General features: G+C 33.4%; 20 protein-coding genes and 3 tRNA genes. 10 read left to right on the forward strand and 13 right to left on the reverse strand.

Features of this window, described 5'->3' with window-relative positions; genetic code table 11:
• Positions 1–158: 158 nt before the first annotated feature.
• The gene (gene typA, locus ACM55H_RS04300; protein ID WP_416835331.1) at positions 159–1,955 is read right to left on the reverse strand and encodes a translational GTPase TypA; all 1,797 of its coding nucleotides are present in this window, start codon (positions 1,953–1,955) and stop codon (positions 159–161) included.
• Between the two features lie 169 nt (positions 1,956–2,124).
• Here typA and ACM55H_RS04305 point away from each other — a divergent pair, with 169 nt between their 5' ends.
• Positions 2,125–3,840, forward strand: a complete 1,716-nt coding sequence (locus ACM55H_RS04305; protein WP_416835332.1) for a PAS domain-containing sensor histidine kinase — start codon at positions 2,125–2,127, stop codon at positions 3,838–3,840.
• Positions 3,840–4,247 (forward strand): response regulator, encoded by a 408-nt coding sequence (locus ACM55H_RS04310; RefSeq protein WP_416835333.1) that lies wholly within the window; start codon positions 3,840–3,842, stop codon positions 4,245–4,247. The genes ACM55H_RS04305 and ACM55H_RS04310 overlap by 1 nt, the downstream gene beginning before the upstream one ends.
• Positions 4,248–4,308: 61 nt before the next feature.
• On the opposite strand, the gene rpsT is transcribed toward ACM55H_RS04310, so the two are convergent.
• The 5 genes from rpsT to proS form a co-directional block, all read right to left on the reverse strand.
• Positions 4,309–4,560 carry a 30S ribosomal protein S20 gene (gene rpsT, locus ACM55H_RS04315; protein ID WP_039109573.1) on the reverse strand — a complete coding sequence of 84 codons (252 nt, stop codon included), beginning with the start codon at positions 4,558–4,560 and terminating at the stop codon, positions 4,309–4,311.
• Positions 4,561–4,593: 33 nt separating this feature from the next.
• Positions 4,594–4,665: transfer RNA gene (locus tag ACM55H_RS04320), tRNA-Glu, on the reverse strand.
• A gap of 38 nt (positions 4,666–4,703) precedes the next feature.
• A tRNA-Glu gene (locus ACM55H_RS04325) sits at positions 4,704–4,775 on the reverse strand.
• Positions 4,776–4,822: 47 nt separating this feature from the next.
• Positions 4,823–4,894: transfer RNA gene (locus tag ACM55H_RS04330), tRNA-Glu, on the reverse strand.
• A gap of 78 nt (positions 4,895–4,972) precedes the next feature.
• On the reverse strand, positions 4,973–6,451 hold the full coding sequence (gene proS / locus ACM55H_RS04335; RefSeq protein WP_416835334.1) for a proline--tRNA ligase: 1,479 nt from the start codon (positions 6,449–6,451) through the stop codon (positions 4,973–4,975).
• Positions 6,452–6,552: 101 nt separating this feature from the next.
• Here proS and ACM55H_RS04340 point away from each other — a divergent pair, with 101 nt between their 5' ends.
• The 5 genes from ACM55H_RS04340 to ACM55H_RS04360 all read left to right on the forward strand — a co-directional run bounded on the left by ACM55H_RS04340 (position 6,553) and on the right by ACM55H_RS04360 (position 12,118).
• Positions 6,553–7,551, forward strand: a complete 999-nt coding sequence (locus tag ACM55H_RS04340) for a hypothetical protein (protein ID WP_416835335.1) — start codon at positions 6,553–6,555, stop codon at positions 7,549–7,551.
• Positions 7,552–7,598: 47 nt separating this feature from the next.
• Positions 7,599–9,101 (forward strand): OmpP1/FadL family transporter, encoded by a 1,503-nt coding sequence (locus ACM55H_RS04345; protein ID WP_416835336.1) that lies wholly within the window; start codon positions 7,599–7,601, stop codon positions 9,099–9,101.
• A gap of 259 nt (positions 9,102–9,360) precedes the next feature.
• Positions 9,361–10,674 (forward strand): 30S ribosomal protein S12 methylthiotransferase RimO, encoded by a 1,314-nt coding sequence (rimO, locus tag ACM55H_RS04350; protein WP_416835337.1) that lies wholly within the window; start codon positions 9,361–9,363, stop codon positions 10,672–10,674.
• 42 nt (positions 10,675–10,716) lie between these two features.
• Complete coding sequence (locus ACM55H_RS04355; RefSeq protein ID WP_039109568.1) at positions 10,717–11,184, forward strand: hypothetical protein; 468 nt, start codon at positions 10,717–10,719, stop codon at positions 11,182–11,184.
• A gap of 31 nt (positions 11,185–11,215) precedes the next feature.
• A complete protein-coding gene (locus tag ACM55H_RS04360; protein WP_416835338.1) occupies positions 11,216–12,118 on the forward strand; it encodes an N-acetylmuramoyl-L-alanine amidase in 903 nt (300 codons plus the stop codon).
• A 433-nt stretch (positions 12,119–12,551) separates the two neighbouring features.
• Here ACM55H_RS04360 and ACM55H_RS04365 read toward each other — a convergent pair whose 3' ends face one another.
• Positions 12,552–13,601, reverse strand: coding sequence for an outer membrane beta-barrel protein (locus ACM55H_RS04365; protein ID WP_416835339.1), 1,050 nt, complete (start codon positions 13,599–13,601; stop codon positions 12,552–12,554).
• A gap of 576 nt (positions 13,602–14,177) precedes the next feature.
• Here ACM55H_RS04365 and ACM55H_RS04370 point away from each other — a divergent pair.
• The 3 genes from ACM55H_RS04370 to can all read left to right on the forward strand — a co-directional run bounded on the left by ACM55H_RS04370 (position 14,178) and on the right by can (position 16,901).
• Positions 14,178–14,459: a hypothetical protein gene (locus ACM55H_RS04370; RefSeq protein WP_416835340.1), complete on the forward strand. Its 282-nt coding sequence runs from the start codon at positions 14,178–14,180 to the stop codon at positions 14,457–14,459.
• 89 nt (positions 14,460–14,548) lie between these two features.
• The gene (locus ACM55H_RS04375) at positions 14,549–16,204 is read left to right on the forward strand and encodes a SulP family inorganic anion transporter (RefSeq protein ID WP_416835341.1); all 1,656 of its coding nucleotides are present in this window, start codon (positions 14,549–14,551) and stop codon (positions 16,202–16,204) included.
• A gap of 61 nt (positions 16,205–16,265) precedes the next feature.
• Positions 16,266–16,901, forward strand: a complete 636-nt coding sequence (gene can / locus ACM55H_RS04380; protein WP_416835342.1) for a carbonate dehydratase — start codon at positions 16,266–16,268, stop codon at positions 16,899–16,901.
• A 91-nt stretch (positions 16,902–16,992) separates the two neighbouring features.
• On the opposite strand, the gene ACM55H_RS04385 is transcribed toward can, so the two are convergent.
• The 6 genes from ACM55H_RS04385 to ACM55H_RS04410 all read right to left on the reverse strand — a co-directional run bounded on the left by ACM55H_RS04385 (position 16,993) and on the right by ACM55H_RS04410 (position 23,258).
• Positions 16,993–17,844, reverse strand: coding sequence for a TorF family putative porin (locus ACM55H_RS04385; RefSeq protein ID WP_416835343.1), 852 nt, complete (start codon positions 17,842–17,844; stop codon positions 16,993–16,995).
• A 51-nt stretch (positions 17,845–17,895) separates the two neighbouring features.
• Positions 17,896–19,248, reverse strand: a complete 1,353-nt coding sequence (locus tag ACM55H_RS04390) for an NAD-dependent succinate-semialdehyde dehydrogenase (protein ID WP_416835344.1) — start codon at positions 19,246–19,248, stop codon at positions 17,896–17,898.
• A gap of 76 nt (positions 19,249–19,324) precedes the next feature.
• A complete protein-coding gene (locus ACM55H_RS04395) occupies positions 19,325–19,975 on the reverse strand; it encodes a GNAT family N-acetyltransferase (protein WP_416835345.1) in 651 nt (216 codons plus the stop codon).
• 85 nt (positions 19,976–20,060) lie between these two features.
• Complete coding sequence (locus tag ACM55H_RS04400; protein WP_416835346.1) at positions 20,061–21,482, reverse strand: aldehyde dehydrogenase family protein; 1,422 nt, start codon at positions 21,480–21,482, stop codon at positions 20,061–20,063.
• Positions 21,479–22,780: an aspartate aminotransferase family protein gene (locus ACM55H_RS04405; protein ID WP_416835347.1), complete on the reverse strand. Its 1,302-nt coding sequence runs from the start codon at positions 22,778–22,780 to the stop codon at positions 21,479–21,481. The genes ACM55H_RS04400 and ACM55H_RS04405 overlap by 4 nt, the downstream gene beginning before the upstream one ends.
• Positions 22,773–23,258, reverse strand: a complete 486-nt coding sequence (locus tag ACM55H_RS04410; protein ID WP_039109557.1) for an Lrp/AsnC family transcriptional regulator — start codon at positions 23,256–23,258, stop codon at positions 22,773–22,775. Before ACM55H_RS04410 ends, ACM55H_RS04405 begins: the two co-directional genes overlap by 8 nt.
• Positions 23,259–23,320 lie beyond the last annotated feature (62 nt).

Here is a 23,320-nt window from a genome sequence, read left to right on the forward strand (position 1 = left end):
AACTAAATTATATACAATCCAGATATTTTCAATCTATAAATTTAAGAATTTATTAGTACATTTTTCTGAGTACAAAAAAAAGTTACTGTAACCAAAAACTAAACCATAAAAAAAGCCATTCGAATAAACGAATGGCTTTATATTAAAAAAAATAAAAATTAGAATTTAAATCTTTTTCTATCTGTTTCTGTCAAATATATTTTTCTCAAACGAATAGATTTTGGAGTAACCTCAACGTATTCATCTTTTTGAATGTACTCCAACGCTTCCTCAAGAGAGAAAATAACTGGAGGAATAATTCTAGCTTTATCATCATTTCCAGAAGAACGAACGTTAGATTGTTTTTTCTCTTTAGTTACGTTCACACACATATCATCGCTACGAGAGTTTTCTCCAATTACTTGACCTTCGTAAATTTCATCATTAGGATTAACGAAGAATCTACCACGATCTTGTAATTTATCAATAGAATAAGGAATAGCTTTTCCTTTTTCCATAGAAATCAATGAACCTTTGTTACGTCCAGAAATTTCTCCTTTGTAAGGCTCATATCCTATGAAACGGTGTGCCATAATAGCCTCACCAGCAGTAGCAGTAAGCAATTGGTTACGCAATCCAATAATTCCACGTGATGGAATATTAAATTTTACAATCATACGCTCCCCTTTAGTTTCCATACTCAGCATTTCACCTTTACGCATAGTAACGAACTCAACCGCTCTACCTGAAAGAGTTTCTGGCAAATCGATTGTCAATTCCTCAATTGGCTCACATTTTTTACCATCAATTTCTTTGATGATAACTTGTGGTTGACCGATTTGTAATTCGTAACCTTCTCTTCTCATTGTTTCAATAAGAACAGACAAGTGAAGTACTCCACGACCAAAAACCATGAACTTATCAGCAGAATCAGTTTCACCTAATTTCATTGCTAAGTTTTTCTCTAATTCTTTTGTCAAACGATCTCTAATATGACGAGAAGTTACAAATTTACCCTCTTTACCAAAGAAAGGAGAGTCATTAATTGTAAACAACATACTCATGGTAGGCTCGTCAATATCAATTGTTTTCAACGCTTCTGGATTTTCAAAATCAGCGATAGTATCTCCAATTTCAAAACCTTCAACTCCGATAATTGCACAAATATCTCCTGCAATAACTTCTTGTACTTTTTTACGTCCAAGACCTTCAAAAGTATGAAGTTCTTTAATTCTAGATTTTATAATAGTACCATCTCTTTTTACTAAAGATATTGGCATTCCTTCTTTCAAAACACCTCTTTCAAGACGACCAATGGCGATACGGCCTGTAAATGCAGAAAAATCTAATGAAGTAATTAACATTTGTGGTGTTCCTTCAGAAACTTTAGGAGCTGGTACATTTTCAATAACCATATCCAACAATGCTTCAACATTATCGGTTACGTTTTCCCAATGGTCAGACATCCAGTTATTTTTAGCTGAACCATAAACGGTTGGAAAATCCAACTGCCATTCTTCAGCACCTAATTCAAACATTAAGTCAAAAACTTTTTCATGAACTTCTTCAGGAGTACAGTTTTCTTTATCAACTTTATTGATTACAACACAAGGTTTAAGACCTAAGTCAATAGCTTTTTGTAATACAAAACGTGTTTGTGGCATTGGTCCTTCAAAAGCATCTACCAGTAAACAAACTCCATCAGCCATATTCAATACACGCTCAACTTCACCACCGAAATCGGCGTGACCAGGAGTATCGATAATGTTGATTTTTGTTCCTTTGTAAACTACAGAAACATTCTTTGAAGTAATGGTAATACCTCTTTCACGCTCTAAGTCGTTGTTATCAAGGATTAAGTCACCTGTGTTTTCGTTGTCACGAAATAACTGACAGTGATACATAATTTTATCAACCAAAGTTGTTTTACCGTGATCGACGTGGGCAATAATTGCAATGTTTCTAATAGATTCCATCTGTGATTTTTAATGGGTGCAAAGGTACACTTTATTTTGATATAAAAAATATTTATCCAATAGTTTACATATTGTTAACCTTTTAGAGCTAGAAAAACAACAATTTAAACCCGTAAAATAAGTTTTGAATGAACTTAGTAATTTAGCATTATTTAATTATATTTGAGTAATGAAAAACAAAACCAATCAAATAACTCTAACCTATATACTTATATCCATATTTATGGCAATCATCTGTCATAAATTATTACAAAAATACGCTTACAACATTAACTATCAGTATTATAATTTCATAAAAGATTTATTATTTATTTCTTTAACAGGTATAGCTTACAAATATATTTTATCAAAAAACGACAATAGAAATATTGCTATTTTTGAAAAATTAAAGAATACAAATGACGAAATTAAAGAATCGAATGAAAAATACGACATTGTAGCAAAAGCAACAAGTGACACTATTTGGGATTGGAAAATACAAGAAGATAATTTATCTTGGAATAAAGGTATTGAAAGTGTTTTTGGCTACAAAGAAGATGAAGTAGGAGATAGCTCAACATGGTGGTTTGACAAAATTCATCCAGAAGACAGTATAAAAATGTCAATAAAATTATATTCTTTTATTGAACAAAAAACAGAAAAATGGCAAGATCAGTACCGATTTAGATGTGCTGACAACTCTTATAAATACGTACTTGACAGAGGATTTCTTCTTAAAGATGAAGATGGAAAAGCCATAAGAATGATTGGTGCCATACAAGACATTACAAAACAAAAAGAAGAAGAACAAAGGCTTAAATTACTGGAAACTGTAATTACCCAATCCAAAGATTCGATAATTATTACCGAAGCTAATTCTAATAATAATGCATTACCAAAAATAATTTATGTTAATCCAGCTTTCTCTATAATGTCTGGATACAAACCCGATGAAATTATTGGAAAAACACTAAATCTCTTTAAAGGTCTAAATTCAGATAAACAAGAATATAAAAAACTCATTACCGCTTTAAAAAACAAAGAAGAATGCTTAATTGAAACCATAAGCTATAAAAAAAACAAAGAAGAATATTGGGTTCGCTTTTCAATGATTCCTATTTATAACTCCGAAAATGAACTATCACATTGGATTTCGATACAAAGAGATGTTACTACAGAAAAAAAACAAGAAAAAGAAAAAGAGCAACTTATTCGGGAATTAACACAAAACAATAAAGATTTAAAGCAATTTTCATACATCACTTCTCATAATCTTAGAGCTCCTTTATCTAATTTAACCGGTCTTTTAAATTTAATTGAAGACATCCCAATTGAAAATCAAGAATTAAAAGAGATTTTAAACGGCTTCAATAAGTCTACCCATTTATTAAATGACACCATAAACGACTTAGTAAAAGTCATCATCATTAAAGACAACCCTTCTATTCAAAAAGAAGCAGTACTGCTAAAAGAAATTTTTGAAAATGTCTTTAATCAATTAAGTTTCCAAATTGAATTGTACAAGCCCATAATTAAACTTAATTTTGAAAAAGTTTCTGTATTAAATACAAACAAAGCCTATATAGAAAGCATTATGTTAAACCTATTAACAAATGCTATAAAATACAAATCTGAAAATAGAAAACTAAAAATAACAATTAATGCAAATGAAGTTGACGACACCGTTTATTTAATATTCAAAGACAATGGAATAGGAATTGATTTAGAAAGAAATCGTGATAAAGTTTTTGGACTATATCAAAGATTCCATAATTACCCTGACAGCAAAGGACTGGGATTATATCTGGTAAAATCCCAAGTCGAAACCATGGGAGGAACTATTAGCATTGAAAGCGAAGTAAACAAAGGAACTACATTCACATTAACATTCAAAAACAAACAATAATGCTAGACCAAATTCTATGCGTTGACGACGACCCCATAACACTTATGTTATGCAAAAAAGTAATCATAAAAGCATCCTTTTCTAATGAAACAATCACTGCTCAAAATGGAGAAGAGGCTCTTCTCTACTTTAATAAAATAAAATACACTAACACCGAAAGCAGATTAAAAAAACATCCTGAATTAATCTTTTTAGATTTAAATATGCCAGTGATGGGAGGATGGGAATTTTTAGACATTTTCAACACCATCGATTACTCCGAGTTCAGCTCTATAAAAGTAGTTGTTCTTTCTTCCACAATAGACCCTGAAGACTTAGAAAAAGCAAAATCATACCCTATGGTCATCGATTTTTTATCAAAGCCTATAACCCTATCAATGCTTGAATACTTAAAAAACAAAATATAAGCATAAAAAAAGCTCTCAATAAATTGAGAGCTTTTTTTTATTTATTTAAAAATTATAGTAATTACAATTTAGCAACATGTTTCGTTAATTTAGACTTTAAATTAGAAGCTTTATTATCATGGATAATATTTTTCTTAGCTAATTTATCAATCATAGAAATTACACTTGATAATTTAGATGTAGCATCTACTTTATCAGTAGCTATTCTTAATGCTTTAATTGCATTACGAGTAGTTTTGTGTTGGTATCTGTTTAATACTCTTCTCTTTTCGTTACTTCTAATTCTTTTTAGAGCTGATTTATGATTTGCCATTTTATTGCTTTTTTATCTTTTACTATTTTTTTGTAGTCCGTAAGGGAATCGAACCCCTGTTACCAAGACGAAATCTTGGCGTCCTAACCCCTAGACGAACGGACCTTATCCTCCTAAGTTTTTATCAATCTAAATTGAAATTGTAGCCCGTAGCGGAATCGAACCGCTCTTACATGGATGAAAACCATGCGTCCTAACCGATAGACGAACGGGCCATTTTTCCCTCTAAGTTCAGGAAAACTTTAACATGCAAAAAAAATAGTAGCCCGTAGCGGAATCGAACCGCTCTTACATGGATGAAAACCATGCGTCCTAACCGATAGACGAACGGGCCCTGCTTCTCTAATGCGGATGCAAAAATACAACTATTTTTGAAACGTACAATAGTAGATGCAAAAAAAATTATTTTTTTTTAATATGCCTTCGCAAACAACACTCTTCCTACAGACTCACCCCCAGTAAAAACACAGCTTCCCGACTCTTCCACTCTATCTAAAGGGATGCATCTAATAGTAGCTTTAGTCAAGTCTTTAATCTTCTCCTCAGTTGCTGCAGTTCCATCCCAATGAGCTGATACAAAGCCTCCTTTAGTGTCTAAAACATGCTTAAATTCATCAAAACTATTTACTTCCGTAATATGAGTATTTCGATAATTTAAGGCTTTATCAAACAAATCAATTTGAATTTGAGCCAATAAATCGGTGATATAAGCTACAATTTCGTCTTTGGAAACAATTTCTTTAGTCAACGTATCTCTTCGTGCAACTTCAAAAGTACCGTTCTCTAAATCTTTTGGACCAACAGCGATTCTAACAGGAACTCCTTTTAATTCCCATTCAGCAAATTTAAACCCTGGTTTTTGAGTTGTTCTATTGTCGTATTTTACAGAAATATTCAATTTCTTAAATGCCTTTACCAAAACATCCACTTCGGCAGTAATAGCTGTTAATTGCTCGTCTGTCTTATATATAGGAACAATAACCACTTGAATTGGCGCCAAATTAGGAGGCAGAACCAATCCTTGATCATCAGAATGCGTCATTACCAAAGCTCCCATTAATCGAGTAGAAACCCCCCATGAAGTTCCCCAAACGTGTTCTTGCTTCCCTTCGGCATTAGCAAATTTAACATCGAATGCTTTAGCAAAATTTTGTCCTAAAAAGTGAGATGTTCCTGCTTGCAATGCTTTTCCGTCTTGCATTAAGGCTTCAATACAATACGTTTCCTCCGCTCCAGCAAAACGTTCCGTTTCAGTTTTCACACCTTTTACTACTGGAATTGCCATAAAATTCTCGGCAAACTCAGCGTAGACATGCATCATTTTTTCTGATTCCTCAACTGCTTCTGCTTTTGTTGCATGAGCAGTATGCCCTTCTTGCCATAAAAATTCTGCGGTACGTAAAAACAACCTTGTTCTCATTTCCCATCGCACCACATTTGCCCATTGGTTAATCAACAACGGTAAATCTCGATAAGACTGTACCCATCCTTTGTATGTGGACCAAATAATCGCTTCACTTGTTGGACGAACGATTAATTCTTCTTCCAGTTTTGCATTAGGATCCACCATAAGCTTCCCTGGCTTATCGGGATCATTTTTCAATCTATAATGCGTTACAATAGCGCACTCTTTTGCAAATCCTTCTGCATTTTTCTCTTCTGCTTCAAACATGCTTTTTGGAACAAATAAAGGAAAATAGGCGTTTTGATGACCTGTTTCTTTAAACATTCGATCCAACTCAGCTTGCATTTTTTCCCATATTGCATAACCGTACGGTTTAATAACCATGCAGCCTCTAACTCCTGAATTTTCGGCTAAATCGGCTTTTACAACCAACTCGTTATACCATTTTGAATAATCTTCTGATCTTGTAGTTAAGTTCTTACTCATATTGAATAGTTTGGCACAAATTTTGTTTTAATAATTTTAACTAAATAGTTCCGCAAAACTAACTATTTTTGTATTGTCCAACAATAAAAAACCCCATAGATATGAAAACTAGTACTTTTTCCCTCAAAAACACATCAATTTATTATATTGTTGGTTTTTTGAGCATTCTGTTAACCTCATGTGGCTCTTATCAAAACAGTTCTTACTATGACGGGGATGGAATTTATGGAAATAACAGCAAAAGAGTGATTGAAAGAGAGAATCAAAACCCTCAAAATAATTATTATAAAAATTATTTCGGTTCTCTACAAGACAACGACCAACCCGTTGATGTTTTTACCGATATCGATAATTACAACACATATAATGACAGTATTCCAAATAACAATCAAAGCTATGGTGGCTGGGGAAGTAATTCTAACCAAACAATTATAAATGTATCTCCTAATTACTGGGGTCTTTCGTTAGGATATGGATACGGTTCACCTTATGGATATGGATATTCAAATTACGGTTATGGCTATCCAAATTACGGTTATGGTTACGGTTATCCTTATTATGGTTATGGATATGGTTATTCTAGTTTCGGCTGGGGATTTCCTTACTATGGGTTTGGATTTGGATACTCAAATTATGGATACCCTTATTATGGTGGAGGATATTCATCGGGATATTATAACAATAACAATTATTCTTACAACCCTAGCAGAAGAGGTTCCTCTTATTCTAACAACATAAACAGCAACAGAAATTATAGCAATAGAACATCTAGAGATTATTCTCAAAATCAAATAAACAGTAGTAACAGAAGAAATAGTTATAGTGACTACGGAAGTCCTGTAACTAGAACAAGCCCTACTTTTACAAGAAATCAATTTCAGAATCAAAATAACTCATATAACAATCCAAGCCGAAGAGCAAATACAAGCAACAATTACTCTCGAAGCGAAAGCAGTACTCCTACTAGATCTTACTCCCCTAATCCATCCAGAAGCGAGAGCAATTCATCTACTTCAAGATCTTACAGTCCTAGCTCAAGTGGTTCCAGTTATGGTGGTGGCGGAAGATCATCTGGTGGCGGCGGTGGTGGAAGAAGATAATTTCCTCCTTATAATTGAATAAAAAACTAAACTTTACCTGAAATAAAATGAAAAAATATTTATTCCTACTATTGACTGGCTTCACTTTTAGTGCTGCACAATCACAAGAAATAACAGATGCAATGCGATATGCGCAAGACAACTTGACTGGTACCGCACGTTTTAGAGCTATGGGAGGCGCCTTTGGAGCACTTGGTGGAGATTTATCGTCTTTGAATATAAATCCTGCTGGTTCTGCAGTTTTTTCAAACAATCAAATAGGTGCTACTTTGAGTAGTTACAACACAAAAAACAATTCCAATTATTTTGGCTCTACTACAACTGACAAAAACAATTCCTTTGATCTAAACCAAGCTGGAGGTGTTTTTGTTTTTAAAAATCAGAATTCAAATAGCAATTGGAAAAAGTTTTCTTTAGGAGTGAATTATGACAACGTAAACAATTATAACAATTCTATATTTTCTGCAGGAACTAATCCAACCAACTCTGTTGACGGCTATTTTTTGAGTTATGCAAATGGAGTACCATTAAGCGACTTAAGAGATTCCAGTTACGGAAGTTTAAATCATGGAGCGCAACAAGCGTTTTTAGGATACCAAGGATATGTAATAAATCCAGAAAGTACAAACTCCAATAATACACAATACACCTCAAATGTTCCTGCAAGTGGAAATTATTATCAAGAAAACACCATCAGCACTAATGGATATAATGGAAAATTATCTTTTAACGCAGCAACTTCATACAAAGACAAACTATATATTGGACTGAATTTAAACTCTCATTTTACCGACTATAGACAAACCACCAGTTTTTATGAAGACAATAGCGCTCCATTGACTACTGATTATACTGTAACGAGGCTGCGTTTTGATAATGAATTGTACACTTACGGAACAGGATTTTCATTTCAAATAGGTGCTATTGCAAAAGTTACGAATGAAGTTCGCTTAGGACTGGCTTACGAATCATCAACTTGGTATCACTTAAGCGATGAATTTTCTCAGAAACTCGTTGCTGTGAGTAGTGCTGCAAACCTACCTGATACGAACGATGTTGTTGACCCCCAAATTACAAATGTTTATGCACCTTATAAGCTACAAACACCAAGTAAACTGACTGGAAGTTTTGCTTATGTTTTTGGTAAATCTGGGTTGATCAGTATTGATTACGCCATGAAAGATTATAGTAACACTAAATTCAAACCTGAAAATGATTCTTATTTCCGTGATGTAAACAGCTATATGAATTCTGTTTTGGACAAAACCAACGAAGTGAGAGTGGGTGCTGAATACAAAATTGAGCAATTGAGTTTAAGAGCTGGATACCGTTACGAACAAAGCCCTTATAAAAATAAAACAACTGTTGGTGATTTAACTGGTTATTCAGGAGGTTTAGGGTATAATTTTGGTTCAACCAAAGTTGATTTATCCTATTCAACAGCAAAAAGAAATTCACAACAAGGTTTTTTTAGCCAAGGTTTTACTGATGGCGCTAAAATAAATACTATGAATAATAACGTTTCTTTGACTTTATTATTCGAATTGTAATTCATAAAACTACTATAGAAAATCCGTTTCGTTATTATGGAACGGATTTTTTTTAGCCCTGATGGCAGTGTAAATCCTCCCGATTTTTTTCGGGAGATTACTTCACTATACTTTTATTTTAATAGGAGTTCAGTGAACTTCGTTTGCAACGTACAGCAGGAATAGCTCCAAAAAAAATTGAAAAGAAACTGAAATAAGTTCAGTTTGAATAAAAAATTGTAATTTTGCAAAATTCCCAAATTATCGGGATTATAATGTTATGAGAACGAAGTCTTTAAAAAAGAATAAAATCAACGTAATCACTCTAGGGTGTTCGAAAAATGTATATGACAGTGAAGTCCTTATGGGGCAGCTTCGTGCAAGCGGAAAAGATGTTACTCACGAAGCTCCAGAAGCTGAGGAAGGAAACATTATTGTCATAAATACTTGTGGATTTATTGATAATGCCAAGGCAGAATCAGTAAATATGATTTTAGAATATGCGGATAAAAAAGAAAGAGGATTAGTAGATAAAGTTTTCGTTACAGGATGTTTATCAGAACGTTACCGCCCTGATTTAGAAAAAGAAATTCCAAATGTAGATCAATTTTTTGGAACTACTGAGTTGCCACAATTATTAAAAGCTTTAGGAGCTGATTATAAACATGAATTATTAGGGGAGCGTTTAACAACAACTCCAAAAAATTACGCATACTTAAAAATCTCTGAAGGTTGTGACAGACCATGCAGTTTTTGTGCGATTCCATTAATGCGAGGAAAAAATGTTTCGCAAACCATTGAAAAATTAGTAAAAGAAGCGGAAGGTTTAGCAAAAAATGGCGTTAAAGAATTGATTTTAATTGCTCAAGATTTGACTTATTACGGTCTGGATCTTTATAAAAAGAGAAATCTTGGTGAATTATTAGAAGCTTTAGTAAAAGTAGAAGGAATCGAATGGATTCGTTTGCACTATGCCTTCCCTACAGGCTTTCCTATGGATGTTTTGGAAATCATGAAGCGCGAGCCTAAGATTTGTAATTATATTGATATTCCGTTGCAACATATTTCAGATTCAATTTTGAAATCGATGCGTCGCGGAACCACTCAAGAAAAAACAACAAAATTATTAAAAGATTTCCGTGAAGCAGTTCCCGGAATGGCAATTCGTACGACTTTAATTGTAGGTTATCCAGGAGAAACTCAAGAAGATTTCAACATATTGAAAGATTTTGTTCAAGAAATGAAATTTGACAGAATGGGCTGTTTTGCATATTCTCATGAAGAAAACACACATGCTTACTTATTAGAAGATGATGTTCCTGATACAGTAAAACAAGAGCGTGCTAATGAAATAATGGAATTACAATCTCAAATTTCTTGGGATTTAAACCAAGAAAAAGTAGGTCAAATATTCAAATGCATCATTGACAGAAAAGAAGGTGGTCATTTTGTGGGGCGTACTGAATTTGATAGTCCAGATGTTGATAATGAAGTCTTGATTGATGCTTCAAAACATTATGTAAAGACTGGTGAATTTGTAATGATAAAAATTATTGAGGCTACAGAATTTGATTTATATGGTGAGCCTGTTTAAATTTGTAATATAGTTTTTGAAAACCTTTTTAAAACATTAAATATGAAAATAGTTCCGTCCTTATTTGTGACTGCATTTATGTTATTATCAATTAATACTATTTCTGCGCAATATGGAAATAGTGGTTATGGCGGAGGTGGCTATGGCAGAAATGGTTATGGTAGTGGTCGCATGAATAGCGGAATGGATCAAAACAGAACTCCGGACAAACCAAGAGAAGTCCCGGTTGAAGAAACCGTAGGAAAAATCATGGAAAGACTAAAACCTGCACTGGTACTTGATGAACTTCAAGAAATTGCTATTGCAAACATATTGACTGAAAGCATTAAACAACAAGGAGTCATATTAAAACAAGACACTAATCAAAGTGATCAAATGAAAGACATTCAAATACTTTCAGAAAACACAGAAAGAAAGGTTGTAGAGTTATTGAACGACGATCAAAAAGAAAAATACAAGGTTTTTAAAGAAGAAAGTAAAAACCCAAAAAAATCAAAAAGGAACAGATAACTTTTTTTGAATAAAAACGAAAAACAAAAGTATGACTAAACATTTTCAGATTTTAATTTTAGTTATTCTAATAACTTCCTGTTCCACTAACCCTTATAAAGCTAGTGAGAAAGTATACGATACGAAACTCAAAACATTAAAGGAAACTATTTCAGACAAAGAGCCACATGCTTTGCCTTCTGTTCCAGTGACGTCAATAAGCATTGATACTTTATACGCAAAACAATTACATATTTTTAAAGATTCCATTTCAAAAATGGGCTCTACTCCTTTAACAAATGGAATTAATACCGAATGGATAGGTACAGTAAATTTTAATTTACGAAAACCTAATTTCATAATTATACATCATACTGCTCAAGATTCATTGAAACAAACCGTAAATACATTTACAAAAATAGAGTCTCAAGTAAGTTCTCATTATGTAATTTCAGATAATGGCAAAGTAGTTCAGATGCTAAATGACTATTTAAGAGCATGGCATGCAGGGATTGGTTCCTGGGGGAAAAATACGGATATCAACTCTGCGTCAATAGGAATTGAGCTAGACAATAACGGAACAGAACCTTTTACCGAATTGCAAATTAATAGCTTACTAGCCCTTTTGACTAAACTAAAAAAAGATTACAATATTCCAACTCAAAATATTATTGGACATTCAGACATTGCTCCTGCCAGAAAAAAAGACCCGAGTGCTTTATTCCCTTGGAAAATTTTAGCAGAGAAAGGATTTGGAATTTGGTCTGATGAAATTTTAGAAACTGCACCCGCTGACTTCAATGTAGAACAAGGATTGCGCATTATTGGCTATGACACAAAAAACCTTTCGGCAGCTATAACAGCATTCAAATTGCATTATATTCAATCTCAAGTAGATGATATAGTAGATGAAAACACCAAGAATATAATCTACTCGATATATAAGAAACAATAATTTATCAGTTTCAAAGAAATAAAGAAATGGGCTTTTTGAAAGATTCAAAAAGCCCATTTCTTTTATACTGTTATTATTTATAAACTGTACATCATTAATTTATGGATGACTGGTTTTCCTGAAAGCCTTTTTTTTTGACCTAGTAGGTATGTAATCTAAAAATGATACCTACAAGGTTTTAGAAACCTTACAGGATTATAAACGGTAATAAAAATAAATACTTTAATAATCTAACTCAGGTAATTAATATTAAAAAACAACAAAATACTGCAAATAGGCTTTTAATGAAAGGTTCTATTTTTGAGCTATTAAAACATCACTCTTCACTTAAAACACTTTCATTAAAATCCATTTTGATTCCATAAAAAAAGCTGCCAAAACACTTAAAAAAGTATCTTGACAGCAAAAAAAAATATTATCTTAATTTATTTAATTAGAAACTATAAGTTGTTCCTAACAAAAGATATGCATTAGAACTTGTTGGGCTTGAATTACTATCCATAAACACATCTTCTGATGAAAGGTCAACTCTAACCTCAGGAATAATCGTTAAATTCCCAACTTTGTAGTTCAATGAAAGTGTATTCCCTACAATACTAGATCCACCTAAAGCAGAAAGAGTAACAGCAGCATCTTTTGCATCAAAATATTCTAATCTATAGGCTAAACTAAGATTGCTTTTTGGAGCATAGGTAGCATATCCAATTAAAGCGAACCATTTCTCATCATTAGCACTAATTACATCATCATTTATTAAAGCGTAGGTCCCATTAAATCCTAAAGAGAATTTATCAGAAATCTTTTTAGAGGCTACTACATCAAATTGTGTTTTATTCACAGTAGTCGCAGGATTTGAACTACCAGAAGTTACGTTAAAGTAAATACTTCCTGAATCTCCAACATAAGCAACTTGTCCGATGAAAGTTTTTTGAGTAGAACCAGCCTCAATAGCAGTTTTGAAATCTGTAGGATTAGTTACCCCCGCCATAAAACTTACTTTACCTGAAGTATATTGTGCTTTTACACCAGTATTAAAAAATGGTCCGTTTGTAAAAGCATAAGACATACTGTAGTTTTTATTATCCACAGCATCCAATAGTTCATATCCTATATGAGTTCCAAAGCTACCCGCAGTAACTTTAAATTTATCTGAAATTTCGTAAGTAAAATTTAATTGTTTAATCATAAATGAACTTGCATTGTCATTATATGTAAATTCTTTAGCTCTGTTTCCAAAACCTAAATCTACAAACACAGATGCTTTACCCATTTTATGAGATGCCTCAATCGAAGCCATTCCTAACTCAAATGAGTTATGAGAATTAGTAAAACTAGTTTTTCCATTTCCTGCTAAGTTAGCAAAATCATATTTATAATACATATCAGCAGATCCTCCAAAAGTAGTTGCTGGTGCTGGCGCATCTTGTGCAAATGTCATGCTTGTCGTTAGTAAAATTACTAAAATAGTTAATGCTTTTTTCATGTTTAATTTAGTTTTAGTTATTAATCTGGTTTGGTATTACTTTGGTTAAATAGGTATTAAATATTTTGATTTGCCATTTTTATTATTTGATCTAAAAAAGAAATAACGTCTTAATCATTGTTTTTCTAGTGTCAAATACTTTTCCTTTTGGCGAATTTATTAACTTTTATCTTACTTGAATAATTAATAATTACTTTTTTGACACTTTTTGAGAAGAATTATTGATAACAAAAAATCATTAAAGAATAATAGGTATTCCATATTATTACGGTAATATTTTAAAAATTTCATAATCTAATTATCCACAAACACCCCTATTTTTTTCACAATACAAGCAAAATAAATACATAAAAAAGTTATTTTATCTATATTTTAATCAAAAATAAACATAAGACCCCTATTTTTAAACGCAATCTTAACAAATAATTATTTTTGACATATTTGTCATTACTCAACATAAAACAGCAAAATATAAAGATTAATTACTCCTTCTATAAGGACAATACAGATGTTAATTTTATTTTAAATTTCATAAAATAGTATTTATTTCATTTGTTAAATTCTACTTTTGCAGCAATGAAGCTAATTGCAAGAATATTATTGTTTGTTTTTATTGCTTTTCTTTTGACACCAACAATTGTTAGTGCTATAGAGAAAAGTACTGACACTTCTATTACCTATAGTTTTTTTGAAGAAGAACAATCACACAAACAGATTAAAGCAATTTTTCATTTTGAAATGGCTTATGAAATAATCAATTTATCGGAGTTAACTTCAAGTCTTATTCTATCAGAGAATTTGTCTAAGCACGATATAATTGCTTCTTCTATATTTATTCCCCCACCTGACCAAGTTTAATACAACGTTGATTTTAAAATTTTAAAATCTAATTCTCACATTATAACAATGTGAACAAATTCTTTGTATTCAATTTTCAGTAAGGTATTATGACAAAAAAAATCAATCTTTTTGCTAACCTTAAATCCGATTTTGCATCTGGTTTAGTGGTTTTTTTGGTGGCGCTTCCATTGTGTTTAGGTATTGCAATGGCTTCTGGCGCACCGTTATTTTCGGGAATAATTTCAGGTATTGTAGGTGGTGTAGTTGTGGGTTATTTAAGTACATCTAATTTAAGTGTCTCAGGTCCAGCCGCTGGATTAACTGCTATAGTTCTTACTGCTATTACTGATTTAGGTGCTTTTGACGTTTTTTTAACTGCAGTTTTTATTGCTGGTTTAATCCAATTGCTATTGGGATTCATTAAAGCAGGAACTATTTCAAATTATTTTCCAACCAATGTTATTGAAGGAATGTTGGCCGGAATTGGAATTATTATTATTCTGAAACAACTACCTCATGCTTTTGGTTACGATAGTGATTTTGAGGGAGATCAAGCCTTTTTAGAATTGGGAGGAAGCAATACATTTTCTGCATTACTGGCCGTTTTTAATTACATTCAATTGGGATCCATAATTATTACAGTACTTTCATTAGTAATATTGATTGCTTGGGATAAAGTTTCTTTTTTGAAAAAATTAAAATTAGTACCTGGCGCACTTGTGGCTGTAATTATTGGTGTTGTTTTGAATGAAATTTTTACCTCAGCTGGAAGCTCATTGGCTATAGCCAAAGAACATTTAGTTTCATTACCAGTTCCAACGTCATTAGAAGAATTCAAACAAATAATTGTAACCCCTAATTTTTCTGGAATTACAAATTCTAAAGTTTGGGTTGTTGCCTTTACTATTGCCATTGTTGCTTCGATAGAAACGTTATTAAGTATTGAAGCGGCTGATAGAATGGATGTTCAAAAACGTTATACTAATACCAATGTAGAACTTAAAGCTCAAGGGATTGGAAATATGGTGAGCGCTCTTTTAGGTGGTTTGCCATTAACATCTGTAATTGTACGTACTTCTGCAAATAGTAATTCAGGAGCCAAATCTAAAATGTCGACCATCATTCATGGTGTATTGTTATTGGTAAGTGTTGTAACTATTCCATTCATTTTGAATAAAATTCCATTGGCAACATTAGCCGCTATATTACTGTTAGTAGGATATAAATTGGCTAAACCATCAACATTCAAACATTTCTGGGAAAAAGGAAAATATCAGTTTGTCCCTTTCATCGCTACTTTATTAGCAGTTGTATTTACCGATTTATTAAAAGGTGTTGCGCTAGGAATTATCATCAGTATTATATTTGTTTTGAAAGGAAACTTGAAACGAGCGTATCATTTTAGAAAAGAAGAATATGCAGATGGTGATGTCATTCATATCGATTTAGCACAAGAAGTATCTTTTTTAAATAAAGCGGCAATTAAATCTACATTGAATGATATTCCGGAAAACTCAAAAGTAATTATTGATGCAACAGATACTGTTTATATAGCCCATGACATCTTGGATTTAATCCATGAATTTAAAACTGTCAGAGCAAAAGAGGATCATATTAAAGTAAAACTTAAAGGGTTTAAAAAAGCGTATCAATTAGAAAATAGCGACGAAATCCCTAACAAAGTTACTTTTGAACATTATTACGATGTTGCGAAAAGAAAAATGGTTCAAAGAGAAATAACCACAGAAGATTTAATCAAATAAGAATTGAAAAAAATATTTATTTAAAAACAGATAGAACGTTAAATTTTAATTACAAAAAAAAATGAAAGATTTTTATAAAAAAATATTAGACAATAATAAAGAATGGGTCGAAACTTCTCTAGCTAAGGATCCAAATTATTTTCAAGATTTGGCCAAAGGCCAAACTCCACCCTTATTATGGATTGGCTGTTCAGACAGTAGAGTTCCTGCTAATGAAATAATTGGAGCTAAACCTGGCGAAGTATTTGTACACAGAAATATTGCCAATATGGTCGTACACTCAGATATGAATATGCTAAGTGTATTAGACTATGCAGTGAATGTTTTGAAAGTAAAACATGTACTTGTATGTGGTCATTATGGTTGTGGTGGTGTAAAGGCTGCAATGGGAAATGATTCTATTGGTATTATTGACAATTGGATCAGACACATAAAAGATGTTTATCGATTACATGATAATTATTTAAATTCAATTACTGATGAAACGGAACGCTTCAATGCTTTTGTTGAAATCAATGTAAAAGAACAAGTTTTTGATTTAGCCAAAACATCCATAGTTCAGGCCGCTTGGAAAAACGGACAAGATTTAACACTACATGGTTGGGTTTATGGATTAAATTCAGGTTTTGTAACTGATTTAAAAGTAAATATCAGTTCCGAAAAAGATTTAGATGAAGTATATCAATTGAGATTCTAAAATAAAAAAAATCGCCTTATGGCGATTTTTTTTTATATAATTCTTAAGCTAGGCTATTGAAAGAAAAAGAGGTAATCTGATAGAAAATGAATTATTTGATGTTAAAAGTCATACCAGCAGAAAAGAAATTCCTAACCGTTTTAGTCAGGTTATCATTACTATCAAATTTTTGAATTCCGTAGTCATTATTCGTATATCTGACAAAAACCGGCAAACTAAATTTCTCTGTAATTTTTAACTCTTTAGCTACATTTACTCCTACATTCGAGAAAGTAAATCCTGCTTTACCACTAGCATCAACACCATAATAGCCTCCATTAATAACCACTGCGCCTACAAAAGGTCTAATGTCCAAACCTGCACTTTCTAAAGAATATGTATATCCTAATTCAGCATAACTGGAAAAAGCTCTTGATCTTTCTCCATTATCATCATATTTATAATCGCCTCCACCAATAAACGTATTCCATTGAAAATCCAACGGCACCCCTTTTTCTGAAAAATCTAATAATACAGAAAGATCTAAACTCTGTGCTGACCCTTCTGAATAATCAAAATAACTGCTTCTTTCCCAATCTTGATTATTCTTAGTCGCTGGCCAATAGTAATCACTCAACATTACTTTCACAACAGGAGATATTTGATAGGCAATATTCCAATCAAACTCGTTGTAAGCATCGGCAGCATTAGAAAAATTTGTTGTTGCCCATACTCCAACCGATAATTTATCTGTAATAGCATAAGCCATATATGGCTGAACAGCTATTTTATCTCCATAATATTTTATTCCTCTCCATAAGTACGGATACACAACATCCACAGCGGCTGTAAATTTAGGCTCTGGAGCTTCTGGTTCAGCCACAGGAGTAGCAACTGGTGTGTCTTGCGCAAATGCCAAACCGCTTGTTAACATTAATGCTAAAATTAATACTGCTTTTTTCATTTTTTGGTTGGTTTTGGTTGTTAATTTTAATTCAATTTCTATTCTTAATTATTATTCGATAATTACCGATTTCATATTCATAAATTCTTTAATACCAATTTCAGATAATTCTCTTCCATACCCCGATTTTTTTGTTCCTCCAAAAGGAATTCTAGAATCAGAACGGACCAATGAGTTTATAAAAACATTTCCGGCTTCAATTTTTCTAGCTAATCTGTATGCGTTTTCACGATCTTCCGTCCAAATAGCCGATGCTAAACCATATCTATGATTATTCGCAATAGTGATAGCATCGTTTTCATCTTTGGCTCTTATAATTGTTGCTAATGGACCAAAAGTTTCCTCTTGAAAAGCAATATTATTAGCATCAACAAAATCAATTAATGTTGGTTGGAAATTGCAATTTTCACGCTCTCCTCCCAGTACTAATTTGGCTCCTTGTTGCAATGATTTTTCTAATTGATGGCTTAGTTTTTCGGCTAAATCTAATCGGGCCAATGGCCCCATATTAATTCCATCCTGCAAAGGATTTCCTTGATGTAAAGCATTTACTTTTTGGGCAAAAAGGGCAGCAAATTCATCCGCTACTTTTTCGGTAACGATAAAACGTTTAGCACAAATGCAAGCCTGACCTGCATTGAGCATTCTGGATTGAGTAGCAACAGTAGCTGCTTTTTCAATATTGGCATCATTCAAAACAATAAATGCATCTGAACCTCCCAACTCCATAACTGATTTTTTGATATGCTTTCCAGCCAATGAAGCCACAGAAGAACCTGCCATTTCACTACCTGTTAATGTAATTCCATGTACAATATCCGAAGCGATTACACTTTCGACTTGAGTAATATCAATAGTTATTTGTTGGAAAACACCTTCTGGAAAACCAGCTTCCAGAAATGCATTTTCGATCGCTTTGGCACAACCTATAACGTTTGGAGCATGTTTTAAAAGTGTCACATTCCCCGCCATAATTGCCGGCGCAGCATAACGCAATACTTGCCAAAAAGGATAATTCCAAGGCATAATCGCAAAAACAGCGCCCATTGGGTCATAAACAGATAGGCTTGTAAAAGGCGTATCGTACTTTTCGTCTTTCAGCATTTTCTCTGCATTCTCCGCATAGAAATCACAATTTCCTGCTGATTTTTCGACTTCACTAATTCCTTCGGGTAAAATTTTCCCCATTTCATTAGTAATCAATAAACCTAACTCATCCTTCTTTTCTCTCAGAATATTAGCTAGTTTTTTCATTTTTTCAGCTCTTTCCTGAAAAGACGTATTTCGCCAATTTTTAAAAGCACTTTCTGACAATTCCAATTTCTGATTCAATTGTGCGTTTGTCAACACTTCGTGTTCCGCAATAATTTCTCTTGAAAATGGATTTATTGATTTGAATATCATTTTGTTTTTTGTTTAAAATTTAATGTTGCACGTTTAAAGTTCCTTGACAGAACTCCATTACGACTGAACACTTTTTTTAATGGTTCTCGCTTAATTTAGTGTTTGAATCCAAAGGCCAATACATCAACACCGAACAATTTCCGCTTCTAGGATCATCTAAATAATCAAACAAAGGTTCCACCAGAATGAATCCGCATTTGGTTTGAGCCGTAACAGTTGGGTCAATAATTTCACCTTTTATCAATTTATCACAATATTCCGCAATAGTCATTTGATCTTTTACTTTGTCATAACCAATAGGCATCCCAGCCGTCATTTGTCCTTTGCAACCTAATGCTTTGGCCACATCCTGACGCGCATTATAAATTTCTCTTCCAATACCTTTCCCTTGGTAATCCGGATGAACAGAAACATCCAACCCATAAATCCAATCGGCTTTAGGGTCGTGCGTTCCCAACCATAAATCATCAGAAATATCCAAAAAAGTATGATGTCCTTTGTGGTAATTTTGAAGCAAAGTTGTACAAGATGCGATCACATTATCACCATCCAAAACAATAAATTGTCCCTCTGGAAAAATCTCCAAATGCCTTTTATATTTTTCTTCCGTAATTAATTCTTCAGCAGACAAAGTAGGAAAAACAATTTCCTGTAATTCCGCTTGCTGTTTGGCATGTTCCGGCAAAGGCGTTTGCAACGTGTATTTACCTAAAATTTCTTTTTTCATGTATTTATAATTAAATGATTTGAAAGATTTAAAAATTGAAAGACTAATGAAAATTTTCACTTTATGACTTTCGACTTTAATACTTCTATGACATATTGCCGTAGCTGATTAGTTTCAATTCCATGTATTCTTTTAATCCTTCAGAACCGGACTCATGGCCTATTCCACTACTTTTCCAACCTGAAAATGGTAATTCAGTTCCTTGAGGAGCCCATTCATTAATTCCTACCATTCCAAATTCAAGATTTTCGGCATAGAAATTAGCCGTTTTTATATGATTGGTAAACGCATAGGATGCCAAGCCGTATTCGGTATCATTTGCCCATTCGATAACTTGTTCTTTGGATTCAAAAGGAATCACAATCAGTAATGGTCCAAACATTTCCGTTTTGATAAAAGATTGACTTTGTCGCGCTTCAATCAAAGCCGGATGTACAAAAAAACCTTTTTCAGCAGGTTCACCGCCAATATGAATTATTGCTCCTTCGCTTTTCGCTTTTTCAAGCATAGCCAAGGAATGTTCCTGTTGTTTTTTATTGATAAGCGGACCAAGAAAATCGATATCACCACCATTAATTCCTGTTTTCAATTTTGAAATATCATCCTTCACAATAGCAATGAATTGCTTAAAAATGTCAGCATGTACATAAAACCGTTGTGGCGAAACACAAACCTGACCGCAATTTCTCAATTTGGCAACCAAAGCTTGATGAGCAATTACGGCTACATCTACATCTTTATCGATAATTACTGGTGCATTTCCACCTAATTCCAAAGACAATTTAGTTGACGTTTTTGAAGCGCCATCCATTAATATTTTCCCAACTCGGGTACTTCCGGTGAAACTTACTTTTTTCAATAAAGGATTATCAATCATTTCAATTCCGGTAGAAACCGGTTCCGTGTTGATTAAATTGAAAACTCCTTTAGGAATTCCGGCTTCATGTATGGCTGTAGCCAAATTAAAACTCGACAAAGGCGTAAATTCCGAACCTCTCATAACTACAGAACAACCAGCAGCCAAAGCAGCTGCAACAGCACGTGCCGGATTATAAGCCGGAAAATTCCAAGCCGTAATTACTCCCACAACTCCCACTGGCTGATAAATGACCATCGCTCTTTTATCGGCTCTGTTCGTAGGAACTACTCGACCATAATTTCTTTTTCCTTCCTCAGCAAACCATTCGAAAAGATTAGCAGAAACTTGCCATTCCCCTCTTGATTCCAGCATTGGTTTTCCCGTCTCCAATGAAGTTTCTTTTGCAAAAGCTTCTACATTTGTCCGAATATAATTAGCTGCTTTTTTTAATATTTCAGCTCTAAAATAAGGCGTTGTACTTTTCCATTCTTTGAAAGAAGCCTCAGCGGCTGCAATAGCTAACGTACAATCAGCAGTGTTTCCAAAAGGGACTTTATCAATTATTTCTTCGGTAGCCGGGCTTTGTACATCCCAAGTTGCGCCATCAATTGCGTCGCACCATGCTCCATTTATATATTGCTTTCTCATGATAGTATTTCTTCTATTGTTTGTTCCAAAATAGATAAGCCTTTTTCTAAAATTTCATCTTCTATAAATAATGGGCTTAAAATTCGAATGCAATTTCCGTATGTTCCAGAAGTGATTACAATTAGTCCTTTCTCTAAACATTTATTGACTATTGCTTTTGTGGTATCACCATCAGGCATTTTAGTTTCTGGATTAAAAAATTCAATAGCCAACATCGCTCCCAATCCACGGACATCAGTAATGTTTTTCGGATATTTAGTTTGCAACTGATTGAATCTATCTCGAACTATCTTGCCTACTTTTTCACCAGCTGCATTGATGTTATTTTTTTGCATGTAATTGATACTTGCTAATGAAGCCACACAACTCAACGGATTTCCTAAATACGTTCCTCCAATAAGTCCCGGTTTAACGGCATCCATAATTTCCTGTTTTCCAATAACAGCACCAATAGGCATTCCGCCGCCCATAGATTTTGCCCAAGTCGACAAATCTGGAGTTACTCCATAATGTTCGAAAGCGGCCCATTTTCCAGTACGTCCAAAACCGGATTGTACCTCATCAAAAATCAAGAAAATGTTATTTTCGGTACAGAATTTACGTAAGTATTGAACATATTTTTTTGAAGCAACGGTAAAGCCACCTTCGCCTTGTACTAATTCCAAGATAATTGCAGCGGTTTGACTTACTGAAACGGTTGATGAAAAAGTTTTATGCAACTTCATAATCATCAAATCATCAAACTCATCTGAGGTCATTCTGGCGCTCATACTCGGTTTGTAATACGGAAATTCAAGACGGTATACTTCAGGAGCATAAGGTCCGGCACCTTCTTTGTATTTCACGTTAGATGTCAAAGTCATCGCCATCATTGTACGTCCATGAAAGGATCCGTCGTAACAGATAATTCCTGATTTTCCGGTTACGGCACGCGCAATTTTAATGGCATTTTCAACTGATTCAGCACCAGATAACGTAAGCATTGCTTTAGTAGATTCACCGTGTGGCAAAATCTCACATAATTTTTCCGTTAAGTCTAAATATTGTTCGTAAACAGAAACATTGAACGAAGCATGAATGAATTTATCTGCTTGACTTTTGATCGCTTCAATAATTTCCGGCACACCGTGTCCCGCATTATTTACCCCAATTCCTCCTGCAAAATCAATCAATTCTCTGCCATCGGCGTCAATAATAATGGCTCCTTTGGCAGATTGAATGCTGGATGGATTGAAAATTCCCAAAGCGTTTGGGACACTTTTTTTTCTTCTTTCGTATAATTTGTCTGTATTATTCATTTTGTTTGCTTGATAATTTTGCTAATTCTAAATCGGGTTGCGCGAATTTGTAAATCTTCATATACATATTCGTTTTGGTATCAAAAACACCTTCCATCGCATGAATTTTATCTCCTAATAATTCGTTTAAATGCTCCATATCCCGACACATAATATTGGCTTCAATATCATAATCCCCTGAAACTGATGCTAAGAAACTAATCTCAGGCAACTTTGCTAATTCCTCAAAAATGGTTTTCATGTATGATTTTGGTTTAACCGAAATCAACACACTTGCATAAGCATTAAAACCAATTTTATTAGGATCTACCCTTCCAATAATTTGCAAAGTCCCATCTTCAATTAAGTTAATATAACGATGGCGTATGGTACTCACTGCCACATTAATTTCTTTTGAAATTTCAGTAAACGACATTCTGCCGTCTTTTTGAAGGAGTTTCAATATTTGGTAATCTAATTCATCGTCTAATGCGCTCATCTTTTATTTGTTTTTTTCCTCTCCCCAACCCTCTCCAAAGGAGAGGGAGACGAGTCTGGAAA

Source organism: Flavobacterium cryoconiti, from assembly GCF_048158645.1.
GTDB lineage: Bacteria > Bacteroidota > Bacteroidia > Flavobacteriales > Flavobacteriaceae > Flavobacterium > Flavobacterium cryoconiti.